The following is a 12484-nucleotide window of genomic DNA, read 5'->3' on the forward strand; positions in this document are numbered from 1 at the left end:
GGAGGGGGCGTGCCACAAGCGCTTCACTTATGGCACGCCCCCTCCACCATTCGCGAAGAGGCGAATGGTCCCCCTCCACGTTCCGGGGAGGATATATAACGTGAAACGATCGGTTTCCAGCGTTTCCATTTACCGCATGATCGAAAAGCTTATCTTGGCGGCAACAGATGAAACCCAAGAGGAGCTTCGACATGATCGGCACTCAGGAAAAGACCAAAGGACAGATTGACCGGCGGAGTTTCGACAGCCTCGGCCATGCCGATCATGGCTGGCTCAATGCGCGGCATCATTTCTCCTTTGCCGACTATCACGATCCCCGGCGGATGGGCTGGGGGGCGATCCGGGTGTGGAACGATGATGAGATCGCCGCCAATAGCGGCTTCCCGCCGCACCCGCACCGCGACATGGAAATCATCACCTATGTCCGCAGCGGTGCGATCACCCATCAGGATTCGATGGGCAACAAGGGCCGCACCGGCGCCGGTGATGTGCAGGTGATGAGTGCCGGCACCGGCGTGCGCCACGCCGAATATAATCTCGAACCGGAAACCACCACGCTGTTCCAGATCTGGATCGAACCGAGCCGGACGGGCGGTGCGCCAAGCTGGGGCGCCAAGCCGTTCCCGAAGGACGATCGCAGCGGCAAGTTCGCGGTCCTCGCCAGCGGCTTTGCCGAGGACAAGGATGCGCTGCCGATCCGCGCCGATGCCCGGGTGCTCGGCGCAACGGTCAGGGCCGGCGAAAGCCTGACGCATAGCGTGGGCGAGGGGCGTCACGCTTATCTCGTCCCGGCGACCGGCGCGATCGAGATTGACGGCGTGCGCTTCGATGCGCGCGACGGGGCTGCCCTGAGCGGCGGCCAGACGGTCGAGATCAATGCGATCGAGGATGCCGAGATCGTCCTAGTGGACTCGCAATAACCCGATACTTCCCCGCCCCCCACGGGGAAGTCGAAGGGGCCTGATCACTCCCCCCTCCTGATCGGGCCCTTCCCAACCCCCTCCCGCTTTTGACCCCTGATCGCGGGAGGGGGCACCCATTCAACGGCAAGGAAATGTCCCATGACCAAGGTTCTCGTGCTTTATTATTCGTCCTACGGCCATCTCGAGCAGATGGCGGACGCCATCGCCGAAGGCGCGCGCGCCGGCGGTGCCGAGGTGGATATCCGCCGCGTCCCCGAAACCGCCCCGCCTGAAGTCGTGGCGGCCGCGGGCTTCAAGGCCGACATTGCGCATCCGGTGATCGAAGGGATCAGCGCGCTCGCCAATTACGATGCGATCGTGATCGGCGCGCCGACCCGCTTCGGGCGGATTGCCAGCCAGATGGCCTCGTTCCTCGACCAGGCCGGCGGCCTGTGGATGAGCGGCGCACTGCATGGCAAGGTCGGTGGCGCCTTCACGTCGACCGCGACTCAGCATGGCGGGCAGGAGACGACGCTGTTCTCGATCATCACCAATCTGCTGCATTTCGGCCTGACCATTGTCGGGCTCGACTATGGCTTCCAGGGCCAGATGGGCGTTGATGAGGTCAAGGGCGGATCGCCCTATGGCGCGACGACGATCGCCGACGGCAATGGCAGCCGTCAGCCCAGCGCGGTCGAGCTCGACGGCGCGCGTTATCAGGGCAAGCGGATCGCCGAAACGGCGGCCAAGCTCGTCGCCTGAGCCACTGACCCTTGGTTGAACGGCCGGTCGATCCGCGAGGGTCGGCCGGCTGTTCGCGTTTTCAGGGTTTGGCCGGCGTTGCTGGTGGCGTTGGCGACGGCGCAAAGGGGTTGGGCGGCTGGCGCACGATCCGCAGCCAGGAGTCGACCGTATCGACCACCGCCGGCTTGGCCGGAAAGCTGGTGCGCGCATGGGCAAAGATCGCGCGCGCCGTAGTGGCACCGGGCGCTTTGGGCGATGTGCCGACCCAGCGCCAATGCCAGGGTTCCCAGGTTACACGCTGCGGATTGCCGATCGGAAAGGACAGCTCGAAGCCGTATTCACGCGCATGTGCCAGCAGCCAGCGGCCGGCCGGCGTGAGCGAGATACAGGCATCGACATCGGGGCAACCAGGCGCTGGGCGCAGGCCGAAATCGACCGCATAGCCGGTCGAATGCTCGCTATATCCCGGCGGCGCCACGACCCGCGCACGCTCCAGCGCATTGTGATAGGGCTTGTCCGGACCGACAGGGCCGCAGAACACTGCGCGCTGCCGCTCGGTCGAACGGTAGCAGGACACGGCGCGCAACGTACCGGCGATCTCGGGCACGTCACGCGTCGCACGGATCAGCCGAGTCAGGTCGACCGCCGCCGCGCGCTGGATCAGGCATTGGCCAAGCGCGAAGCCGGGCGGCGCCGCGACCAGGTCCGAGGCAAGCGCGTCGCTATAGGGCAAATGACCAAGCACGCGGCCATCGACGCCGACGGCGGCGGTTTGGTCGACACAGAGCTGCACCGGGGCTGCCAGCGCGAGGGATGGTATCAACCCGGCCACACAAGCAGCGAAAGCGATGAGGTTTTTCAGGAAGGTTCGCACCGGTGTTTCTCTGGCATGAGCGCGCGCGGAGTGGCAAGAGCGACCCATGCTTGCAAATCATGTTCTTTTTCTCGACGGCGAAGCGCTGGTCATCGACAAACCCGCCGGGCTCCCGGTCGACCGTCCGCGTGACGGCTCGATCAGCCTTGAAAACCATCTCGACGGGCTGAAGTTCGGCTTCAAGCGCTGGCCGGTCGCGGTCCACCGGCTTGACCGCGATACATCGGGCTGCCTGCTCTTGTCGCGCAATCCCAAGGCGCATGCCCGTTTCCAGCAGGCGTTCGAACAGGGACTGGTCAAGAAACGCTATCTCGCGGTGCTGGAGGGCATACCCGAAGGCGAAGGCGGTATGATCGATCTCGCGCTGGGCAAAACCAGCACCGCGGAAGACGGCTGGCGCATGCGCGGCGACCCCGCCGGCAAGGCAGCGCGCACCGGCTGGCGCCTGCTCGAGGTCAGGGACGGCCGCTCGTTCGTCGAATTTACCCCCGAAACCGGCCGCACTCATCAAATCCGCGTCCATGCCGCCGAAGTGCTCGGCGCGCCGGTGGTCGGCGATCCGATCTATGGCAGCGGCGGCAAGCACAGCCTGTTGCATGCCGCGTCACTGACCGTACCGCGCGAGGGCAAGGATCCGATCATCGCCGAGGCACCGTTGCCGGAGCGTTTCGCCGAGGCGGGATTCACGCTTCCCGCCTAGATCGATGGTGGCGTCGTGAGGTCAGCCTCTGGCGACAGCCATATTCCGGACCTCGCGCCAATATTCCTCGGCGACATCGGCATCGATTTCGACCGGTCTCGTGCTCTGATCATATAGCCGGTCGCGGCCGTCCTTGCGCGGTCCGGAAATCCAGAAATGGTCGCCGGTTTCCTCATCGAAATAATTGGCCTTGAACCCCTGGCCGCTCAGACGGCCAAATCTTCGCCCGGCATAATAAAGCGACAGGCCCGATTTCGAGAATGTGACACGGCCGATCCGCGCTGGCCCGTTCAGGCCGTCGCTTTTGTACTCGATATACATGATGCGCGTCTTGCTGGTGCTCATCGATCCGTTTCCTGTCCCATTCAATCGACCGGCTTCCCACGCAGGCTTTTCACCGTCGACCGCTTGGTCTTGCCATCCATCCGCCGCGCCTTGGCGGCCTTGGACGGCTTGGTCGGCCGCCGCTTCTTCGGTACGATCGTCGCTTCGCGGATCAGTTCGAACAGCCGTTCGCGCACTTCCTGGCGGTTGAGCAATTGCGACCGCGCGCCCTCACTTTTCAGCACCAGCACGCCATCGCGAGTCAGCCGGCTGCCGGCGAGAAGCTCCAGCCTTGCTTTCACCGCCTCCGGCAGATTGGCTGATTTGCGCACATCGAAACGCAGCATCACTGCGGAATCGGTGGTGTTGACTGACTGGCCACCGGGGCCGGACGACCGGGCGAAGCTTTCTTCCAGTTCGTCGCTGTCGATGGCGATCGATCGGGTCACGGGGAGCAGGGGCATCGAACCATCTTTTGGAGCGGAGTGGGCGTTCCATAGCCCGGATCGGCGGTGTATGTCGCCCTATATGGCCAAGCCCGTTTCCGCATCGCCCGCGCCGCCGCGCACTGCTTCCCCATCCGGCCCGTCGTCGAAACCGCTGCGCCGCTACACCAGCCTGCCGGTGCTGCTCGACACATTGCTCAAGCGGCGACTGACCCTGGTCAGCTATTCGGCCTGGAAAGATGCCAATGATCGCCGCTCAATGGAGGTGTATCAGGAGACGATGCATTACGGCTTTGTCGGTGCGATCTGCCTGACCGAGGCGCCCGAGACCTTTCATCACTGGCAGGTGTTCGCGGGCGATACCTCTGGCGTGTGCGTTCAGTTCGACCGCGCCAATTTCGAACAGGTGATCGCGGGGACGCCGCACTGCCGACTTGCGCCGATGCGCTATGTGAAGATCGACGAGATCGCCAAGATCGACGCATCGGATATTCACAGCCTGCCGTTCCTGAAGCGCCGCGGCTTTATCGACGAGGCCGAATTGCGCGTCGTCGGGCATGCGGCGGAGCCGGTCACCGCGCTGCACATCGATATCGGCCCGGCCGTGCTGCGCCAGGTCACCTTCAGTCCGTTCATGCATTCCGAACTGGTCGCCTCGGCGCGCGAAGTGATCCACGGTATCGCGGGCTGGGAGAAATTGAAGATCATCCAGTCGCGGCTGACCGACAGCGACCGCTGGCAGCGGGCGCTGTCGTCATTTCCGCGACGGCACGGGGTGGTTTATGGCGATGCGCCATCGGCGGATACAGACCCCGAAAAGAGCTGAGCTTCCCACCGCCTTACCCGTCTCGTCCGTGCGACTTTGTTTATCCGGGCTTGCCGACGACACGGACTGTGCCGCTCGCGCCGCCGCCGCAGTAGAACCGGTCAACGCCATCAAATTCCAGCCCCGATATCATCGTGCCGGAAGGCATCTCGATCGTTTCCAGAATCTCGCCCGTTTCCGGATCGATGCGTCTCAGATCGCTGTCGTCGCCCTCCCAGGTGCCATGCCACAAATCACCCTCGGCCCAGGTGACGCCGGTGACGAAGCGGTTGGAATCGATGCTGCGCAGGACCTCTCCCGTTTCGGGATCGACCTGATGGATCTTGCGGGCGCGATATTCGCCCACCCAGAGCGCGCCTTCGGCAAAGGCGAGGCCGGAATCGCCGCCCCCGCCCGGGGCTGGGATCGTGGCGAGCAACTTGCCCGTCCTGAAATCGATCTTCTGGATGCGGTTCTCGGCGATCTGGAACAGATGCTCGCCGTCAAAGGCGGTGCCGGCATGCGCGGCGAGATCGATCGATCGCACTACATCGCCGTTTGCCGGATCGAAGGCGTTCATCCTGTCCCCGGCGGCGAACCAGACGCGCTCGCCATCATAGGAAACGCCGTGCACCGCTTCGACCCCGGGAAAAGGGCCGTATTCGCGAATAATCTCTGCTGCGGATTGTTTCATGTCTCTCTCCTTGCCGGCACCCTAGCCGCCGGGCAGCGGGCCCGGGAGTAACAAGCTTGTCGTGAATCCGGTCGGCGGCGGGGCGACCCAGCGGCGCGCACGGCCATTGCCGAATGGCTGGACCTTGCCGGCCGCGGCAAGTGCCTCAAGCGCGCGTTGGATGGTGCGCTGACTTGCGTCGAGGACCAGCGCGAGCGCCGAACTCGACCATGACTCGCCGTCGGCGAGGAATGCGAGCACTGCTGCATGCTCGTCATCGACCGGCGGCGCCAATACGGCGATCTCGCCCGTTCCATGCGGCGCGAGTGCGAATCCGCGCTTGGTGGCGGTCACATCGGCAAAGGGTCTGAGCTCCTTGCGCAGCCGGCCGATCTCGACGCGCAGGCGCGCGCGGTGCGATTCATCGGCCTCCTTCGCATGGAACGCCTGCCGTACCAGCGCATCGCGCGTGACGTCGCCCGGCCATGCCCGGCCAAGTGTCAGAGCGAGCGCGAACAGCACCGGACGGGTTGCCAGCGACACCCTGACGTCTCGCCGCCGCACGACATACCGGCAGGCATCCACCACCAGCGTATCGGTCGCCAGCAGCGCCTCGACCTCATCGAGCCGTAACAGCCGTTCCTCGCCCCGCGCCACGAGGCGCGCGGCCGGCTTGTTCAATATGTCGATCGCCGCCTCGACCTCAGCCCTCAGCCCGGGGATGAGGGCATAGCGCGCGGCCTGCCGGGCCCGGACCAACGCCGTGCGTGCCTGCTCGGTATGAAGGCGCCGCATCGCGATGCCGGCAATGACCAGTTCGTACGCGGCGCGTGATGCGGGCGGGAAGGGCCTGGGATCGAGGTCTGCAAGCAAGCGCTCGGCCTCATCCAGGCGGCCGATCAGGACGAGCCGCCGGATTTCGAGGTGCCGCGCATGAGCGGCATTCAGCACATCGCCGCGTGCCTCAAGCACCGCCTGCGCCGCGGCGAGCGATTTTGCCGGCCAGCCAAGATCCCGCGATACGAGGGCGATCTCGGCCAATGCGACCACGCAGCGTGCCCGCGCCACCGGCTCGTTCGGGCCGAACGCGCGCTCCGCCCGGATCAGCAACGCTTTCGCCCGTTCCAGGTCGCCAAGCTGCGCCATGGCGATGCCGCGCAGCGCGAGGGCCGGCGCGTCCTCGCGCAGGGCGATACGATTGAGCGCACCGAAAATGTCTCCGGTGCTCAGCGCCCGTGCCGCGGCGGTGATCAGGGAGTCCATTCAAATCCCGACACGATTGTCACTCTCACTGCCCGGCGCTCCGGCCTTACCTCAATTGTACCGCGGCACTGCGGTTGCACTCGAAGGAGACTTTAAATGCCTGATATCCTGCACAAGGTCGCGATCAAAGCGTCGCCGGCCGAAACCTACAAGGCCCTGACCACGATGGACGGGCTATCCGGATGGTGGACCACCGACACGCAAGGTGCGGGCACGGTCGGAAGCCTGATCCATTTCCGCTTCGCCGATCGCGGCAGCATCGACATGAAGATCGCCGAGCTCGAGACCGACAAGCATGTCCTGTGGGAAGTCGCCTCCGGACCTGACGCCTGGAGCGGCAGCAAACTGAGCTTCGATCTCGCCCAGGACGATGATTTCACCATCCTGCTCTTCAAGCACAAGGACTGGAAGGAAGCGTCAGAGTTCATGCACCATTGCAGCACCAAATGGGCGATGTTCCTGATGAGCCTGAAGGCATTCATGGAAACCGGGCGCGGCGCGCCGTTCCCGAACGACGTCCATATCTCGAACAAGGGCGATTGACGCCGGGGCCGGCACGACCGGTCCACCCCCCCCATCATGTTTTCAACCAACAGGAGACAATCATGACCGATCGCAACTTCACCAGCCGCTTCAGCGTGGACCAGAGCCCGGACACCGTCGTCGCGGCGATCAACAATGTCCGCGGATGGTGGTCCGAGGGCATTGTGGGCAATGCCGCCCGGGTCGGCGACCGCTTCACTCATGCGGTACTCGACTTGCACCGCTGCGACCTCGCGGTGACCGAGATGATCCCCGGCAAAAAAATCGCCTGGGTCGTGCTCGACAATTATTTCAGCTTCACCCGGGATGCGACCGAGTGGACCGGCACCAGCATGGTGTTCGAGATCGCCCGTATCGGCGACCAGACCGAGGTGCGCTTCACGCATGTCGGCCTCGTCCCCGACTATGAATGCTATGATATCTGCCACGATGGGTGGACCACTTATATCCGGAGCCTGCGCGACCTGATCACGACCGGAAAAGGCAATCCCAACATCGGCGAGGCCAAGACCGAGAGCGAGGTGGCGTTGGTGCAGGCGAGCGAGGGGGCTCTTACTACCGGCTAGTTGGTGCTCGTCACGCTGTGGCATCATGGTCTTCGACAATAAGAAAGAGCAAGAAAGATCGAACCGATATCAGTCGGGCAAGGAATGACCTGCCCGATCCTGTGTGATGGTTGAATCGCTGTGGGCGACAAGCGGGAGCTGGACCGAAGAGCTGGACGGGGGAGATATGTTACACCGGTAATGTCACATATCTCTCCGCTGCACTTCGGCAAGAAATTCGAATAATATTATTGTATATCATATGCTTAATGCATTTTTACTGACCTCAGGCACCGCCGGGCGCGGGAATAGCAGTCATATCCAGACGGCCTGAGTCCATGAGTGCCCGGAGCCGGTATTGCAGATGTGGTACGGCCTTGGCGTGGGTCACGAATTCATGGATGGGCATCATCGTCCAGCGCTGGCCTTCGTCACCGAACCGGATGCGCGCAACATCATCATCGCCGATTTGCATGGCGCAGAAATAGGTATCCAGCCCGCCAACCCGGCTTCGATGACGCTCGATCAAAAGGACGCTGCCCGGATCGAGCGACAGTCCAAATTCCTCCTCGACTTCGCGCAACCCACACTCGACCGGCCCTTCGTCATTCTCGCGCCCGCCGCCCGGCAAATCCCACAACCCCGGAAAAGGGATGCCGGGCTTTTCGTCTCTGAGGTAGGCAACGGTGTTCGCTCCATGGAGAAGCGCGATCTTCGTGCCGCTGAAATCGGCACCATTCCACATGAGCCGCACTCCCTTGATCGGGCGATTATCTGGCCCGCGATGATAGCCGCTTTCACGCGTTTGGTGTCGGTTCCACCGGCGCCGCCTGCTTTGCATACCAAATGACGAAGCAGCCGATCGTCAGCGACAGCGACATGAAGATGCCGACCCACAGGCATGCCATGAGCAAGGCCACCTGCCGTATGCTCCGCTCGGTCCAGATATCATATTGGTCCCGCGCATCCAGCAACATGTCGCGGAACTGCCCGGGGCATTGGTCTGTAGTAGGGATGCGGTGAACCTTGGCGACTTCAAGCGCCTCGGTCCGCCATTCGCATCCCAATATGATGGATTCCTTCGCCGTGGGATGGAACAGAACGAACTCTATACGCATGTAGGTGTACGCACCCAGGCATGTGACCAGAAGAGCGGCGCTGACCAGGAACACCGTAGAAAATACCCAGCGCCTGGTTGTCGTAAACAGGTGAAACACCAGCATCAACGTTATCAGGATGATCACGGAAGAGATCACTGACAGTCCATCAGGCCATGGCGGGGCGATCCCGGAGAAGGCGCCGATCAAGGGGATGATTGCGGTGCCGCCGATGGCATAGCCTGCAACGCGTCCGAACCTGGACGTAACCTGTTCGAATTGATCCAGCATTGACATAGTTTGGGGTATCTCCAGTCAAGGAAGCCGAATGGGGGTGCCTGTCCGGTTATGCGGGGCCACCTGGAATTTCCCTTCGGCGCGGCCGCCTGCCGCCAAACGGACGTAATAGAAGGTGCGGGCACTCTGGTGGATCGGATTTGCGGTGATCTTCACCCAGCCACGGCAGTTGAGATTGAAATAGGAGCCGGTGCGGATGCGGCATAGGTCGCCGCTGAATGCCGGGATGATATACAGCGCCAGCGCGGGTGCGGCGGTTTCGATTTTGAAGGGATCCGGAGCAGGCCGAAGATAGGGAGGAGGTCCGGACGGGGGATCCGGGTAGGCGCTCTCCAGGCCCGGAGGAGGATCATATCCTGGCCCGCAATATCTTTCGATCACCAGATGTGGCACGGCGATGACTCCCGCGCGATGACGTTTCCAGAGCTCATCATTGAGGCTTCTCAATGCTGACGGAGGAGACGCGCGGTCGAACGCGCGCTCGGGTATCGCCGCGATGTTCAGGCCGGGGATGTTATCTCGAAGCAAGGCCGCCTGGATGAAGGCCTCATCGGCAACGCTTAATGCGTCCCGATAAGTATCATCATCGACATCCCCATGAGATAGGCCCGCATCCTCAAGGATGTCTTCCCGATCAAGGTGTCGGCAAGACCGCAGATAAATCACGCGCAGCGTCGGTATTGATCTGAGCTCGCCTAGAGGAACCGGCAGCTGGACATCAAACCATTTGTCCTTTGCGGGAACCGGAACATAGCGATGGCGCGGGCAATAAGGACTGCTCCAGCCGTCGCAATATCTTAGGCGCTCCTCGAAGAGCTTATCGGCGGTTATGGACTGAAAACGTACTCCTGGGTCGTATTCAGGAGTGGCAACTCGGTCAATAAGTCCCTGCGCTAGCTGAGACATTATCTGATCGCGCCCGGGCTGAAGTTGCGCGAACGCCGGTGCTCCAGGCAAGAGAGAGACAAGCGAAATTGCGCCCAATAGCCTCTTGGCGATACTCATGGTTCCCCCCAAAAAAATTCGCGGTGGAGAATATTGACATACTCCCCCGTCCACCGCGAAGATGGCCACGAAATGAGAATATGAGAATTTTTCACGAAACGCGAGTACAGTTTCGGTAATTTTTGTTGGCCGCATCATTGGCCAAAGACATGGGAAAATCCGATGCCTATTCGCGCTGCTTGAAGAGAGTGATCGCGATACGTTGTGCCCTAATCGGCATGAAATGAGCCGGCAATAACATATGCCGATGAGCGCGATCGCACCAAGGGCTTGCTTTGACATTCCGTTCCAAAAAACCAGATCATCGGCAAATCATCCATTTGACGTGACATCCGGGCAGAGACATGCTCACCCTTGCGACGGCGATGGCCGATCCTCATCTTGCGAAGCGTAACGGTAGCCGACATGAGGCCCGGCAAAGGAATTCCCATGTTCGACTTCGCGATCAAAGCCGGTTCCAAGGCCGATCTCTATCACGACCTCCATGCCGCGCTTGATGCGCTGACCGCTGACGAGCCAGACGCGGTTGCCAATATGGCCAACACCGCGGCCCTGATCTGGGAATATCTGCCCGATCTCAACTGGGCGGGCTTTTATCGTGCGGTCGATGGCGAGCTGGTGCTTGGGCCGTTCCAGGGCAAGGCAGCCTGCATTCGCATCGCGCTGGGCAAGGGCGTGTGCGGCACGGCGGCGGCCACACGCGAGACGCAACTGGTCGACGACGTGCTTGCTTTTCCCGGCCATATCGCCTGCGACGCAGCGAGCCGGTCCGAACTGGTCATGCCGATCGTCCATGACGGACGGTTGATCGGCGTGCTCGATCTCGACAGCCCCAATCCCGCACGCTTCGATGCTGAGGATGCCGCCGGTTGCGAAAAGCTCGTCGCACTGATCGCGGCGCGGATCGCGCGCTGACCCGTTCCGGGACATTCTGAATTCTGGCGGGAAACCGCCGGAAATGGTAACTCTTCCGTTAAGAATAATCGAGGTCGTGCGGAGGGTGCGGCGTCTTATCGGGAGTGTTTACCATGCGAACCCTCATAATTGCTGCCTTTGCACTGATGCTTGGCTCCGCCACGGCGCCCGCCGATGCGCAGCGACTCGGGGGGCAGGGCAACCCGCAAGGGGGCACGTTCCATCAAATGCCGAACCGGCCGGCGATGCCGCAGCAGCCGCGGCCGCAGAACTGGAATGGCGGTGGTCAGTCCACCGGCGGCCAGCGCTGGAATGGTGGCCAGCGGTGGAATACCACCCAGAACTGGAATGGTGGCGGCCAGCGTTGGAACAACAATCAGCGTTGGAACAACAACACCAATCAGCGTTGGAACGGCAATCAACGCTGGAACGGTAACCAGCGTTGGAACGGCAATCAGCATTGGAGCGGCGGACGTTGGGGCGGCCAGGTCAATGGCCGCTGGTACGGCGGGTCGCACGCCCCTGGCGGCTGGAAAGCCTATCGCCGTCCGGTGCGGGGCTGGACGCTGCCGCGCTACTGGATCGCGCCGACCTTCTTCATCAGCGATTATTCGTCCTATGGCCTGTCGAACCCGCCTTACGGCTATAACTGGACGCGCTATTATGACGATGCGGTGCTGACGGACGGCCGCGGTCAGGTGTGGGATTCGGTCAGCGGCCTCGACTGGGATCGCTACGACGAGGGTTATGACGGCGTTCAATATGGCTATGACGACGGCTATGACGGCACGGACACCGGCTATGTGCAGCAGGATTATTCGTCCAGTCGCTACGGTGCGCCCTATGGCCAGCCCGGGTATCGCGAGCCGTCGGTGGTCTATGCGGAACCGAGCGAAGTCGTGCAGCCGCGCAGCTATGCCGGGTCGAGCTACTCCACCTCGACCTATGGCGCTGGTTACGGCCAGGGTGGCTATGCCCAGACCGGCTATGTCAGCGGTGGTTACTGGTATCCACCAGCCACCACCACGACCGTGACGGTGCAGTCCGCGCCGGTGATTGAAACCACCACGACCACCTATATCGACGAAGTTACCTACACGCCGCGTAAGGTCTATCGCGCAAAGAAGGTGTGGAAGGCGAAGCCGCGTCGTCAGTGCGGGTGCAATTGCGCTTGCCGTTGATCGGCTAAATCCGTCCCTTTGGGGACGAAGGTGAGCGATTGAGCGCCGTGCGGGAAATCCCCGCGCGGCGCTTTGTCGTTGCGGCTGATTCAATGCCAATCCCGCTCATGCCAGTGTCGCACTGGACGGCGCCCTGTTCGGCGCTTTCTCAACCGCTCTTTGACATTGTT

General features: G+C 62.3%; 16 protein-coding genes. 8 read left to right on the top strand and 8 right to left on the bottom strand.

All coding sequences use genetic code 11. The annotated features are described in order from the left end of the window. Positions 1-167: 167 nt before the first annotated feature. Together ACRECS_RS18895 and wrbA are read left to right on the top strand one after the other, a co-directional pair. Complete coding sequence (locus tag ACRECS_RS18895; RefSeq protein WP_431584492.1) at positions 168-920, top strand: pirin family protein; 753 nt, start codon at positions 168-170, stop codon at positions 918-920. A 141-nt stretch (positions 921-1061) separates the two neighbouring features. Beyond that, a complete protein-coding gene (gene wrbA, locus ACRECS_RS18900) occupies positions 1062-1664 on the top strand; it encodes an NAD(P)H:quinone oxidoreductase (protein ID WP_431584493.1) in 603 nt (200 codons plus the stop codon). 61 nt (positions 1665-1725) lie between these two features. Here wrbA and ACRECS_RS18905 read toward each other — a convergent pair whose 3' ends face one another. Further along, the gene (locus ACRECS_RS18905; RefSeq protein ID WP_431584494.1) at positions 1726-2439 is read right to left on the bottom strand and encodes a M15 family metallopeptidase; all 714 of its coding nucleotides are present in this window, start codon (positions 2437-2439) and stop codon (positions 1726-1728) included. Positions 2440-2566: 127 nt separating this feature from the next. Between ACRECS_RS18905 and ACRECS_RS18910 the strand changes: the two genes are divergently transcribed. Beyond that, positions 2567-3220, top strand: a complete 654-nt coding sequence (locus ACRECS_RS18910; RefSeq protein ID WP_431584495.1) for an RluA family pseudouridine synthase — start codon at positions 2567-2569, stop codon at positions 3218-3220. A gap of 21 nt (positions 3221-3241) precedes the next feature. On the opposite strand, the gene ACRECS_RS18915 is transcribed toward ACRECS_RS18910, so the two are convergent. Both ACRECS_RS18915 and arfB read right to left on the bottom strand, forming a co-directional pair. Then, complete coding sequence (locus tag ACRECS_RS18915; protein WP_431584496.1) at positions 3242-3565, bottom strand: 1-deoxy-D-xylulose-5-phosphate synthase; 324 nt, start codon at positions 3563-3565, stop codon at positions 3242-3244. A gap of 20 nt (positions 3566-3585) precedes the next feature. Then, entirely contained in the window at positions 3586-4008 is a 423-nt protein-coding gene (gene arfB, locus ACRECS_RS18920) for an alternative ribosome rescue aminoacyl-tRNA hydrolase ArfB (RefSeq protein WP_431584497.1), read from the bottom strand. 52 nt (positions 4009-4060) lie between these two features. Between arfB and ACRECS_RS18925 the strand changes: the two genes are divergently transcribed. Then, complete coding sequence (locus tag ACRECS_RS18925; protein ID WP_431584498.1) at positions 4061-4816, top strand: hypothetical protein; 756 nt, start codon at positions 4061-4063, stop codon at positions 4814-4816. Between the two features lie 40 nt (positions 4817-4856). Here the strand turns inward: ACRECS_RS18925 and ACRECS_RS18930 are convergent, their stop codons facing one another. Both ACRECS_RS18930 and ACRECS_RS18935 read right to left on the bottom strand, forming a co-directional pair. Continuing rightward, positions 4857-5489 (bottom strand): Vgb family protein, encoded by a 633-nt coding sequence (locus ACRECS_RS18930; protein ID WP_431584499.1) that lies wholly within the window; start codon positions 5487-5489, stop codon positions 4857-4859. A 21-nt stretch (positions 5490-5510) separates the two neighbouring features. Beyond that, positions 5511-6731, bottom strand: a complete 1221-nt coding sequence (locus tag ACRECS_RS18935) for a helix-turn-helix domain-containing protein (protein WP_431584500.1) — start codon at positions 6729-6731, stop codon at positions 5511-5513. A 96-nt stretch (positions 6732-6827) separates the two neighbouring features. Between ACRECS_RS18935 and ACRECS_RS18940 the strand changes: the two genes are divergently transcribed. Then, complete coding sequence (locus ACRECS_RS18940) at positions 6828-7274, top strand: SRPBCC family protein (RefSeq protein ID WP_431584501.1); 447 nt, start codon at positions 6828-6830, stop codon at positions 7272-7274. 62 nt (positions 7275-7336) lie between these two features. Beyond that, positions 7337-7840 carry an SRPBCC family protein gene (locus ACRECS_RS18945; protein WP_431584502.1) on the top strand — a complete coding sequence of 168 codons (504 nt, stop codon included), beginning with the start codon at positions 7337-7339 and terminating at the stop codon, positions 7838-7840. A 265-nt stretch (positions 7841-8105) separates the two neighbouring features. On the opposite strand, the gene ACRECS_RS18950 is transcribed toward ACRECS_RS18945, so the two are convergent. The 3 genes from ACRECS_RS18950 to ACRECS_RS18960 are packed head-to-tail and all read right to left on the bottom strand — an operon-like array spanning position 8106 to position 10218. Further along, the gene (locus ACRECS_RS18950; protein WP_431584503.1) at positions 8106-8564 is read right to left on the bottom strand and encodes an NUDIX hydrolase; all 459 of its coding nucleotides are present in this window, start codon (positions 8562-8564) and stop codon (positions 8106-8108) included. A 52-nt stretch (positions 8565-8616) separates the two neighbouring features. Further along, positions 8617-9213 carry a hypothetical protein gene (locus tag ACRECS_RS18955; RefSeq protein ID WP_431584504.1) on the bottom strand — a complete coding sequence of 199 codons (597 nt, stop codon included), beginning with the start codon at positions 9211-9213 and terminating at the stop codon, positions 8617-8619. Positions 9214-9231: 18 nt separating this feature from the next. Continuing rightward, entirely contained in the window at positions 9232-10218 is a 987-nt protein-coding gene (locus ACRECS_RS18960) for a hypothetical protein (protein WP_431584505.1), read from the bottom strand. Between the two features lie 429 nt (positions 10219-10647). Between ACRECS_RS18960 and ACRECS_RS18965 the strand changes: the two genes are divergently transcribed. Next, positions 10648-11133 carry a GAF domain-containing protein gene (locus ACRECS_RS18965; protein ID WP_431584506.1) on the top strand — a complete coding sequence of 162 codons (486 nt, stop codon included), beginning with the start codon at positions 10648-10650 and terminating at the stop codon, positions 11131-11133. A 113-nt stretch (positions 11134-11246) separates the two neighbouring features. Continuing rightward, positions 11247-12314, top strand: coding sequence for an RcnB family protein (locus ACRECS_RS18970; protein ID WP_431584507.1), 1068 nt, complete (start codon positions 11247-11249; stop codon positions 12312-12314). The last annotated feature ends 170 nt before the right edge of the window (positions 12315-12484 follow it).

Source organism: Sphingomonas sp., assembly GCF_050725575.1.
Taxonomy (GTDB): domain Bacteria; phylum Pseudomonadota; class Alphaproteobacteria; order Sphingomonadales; family Sphingomonadaceae; genus Sphingomonas.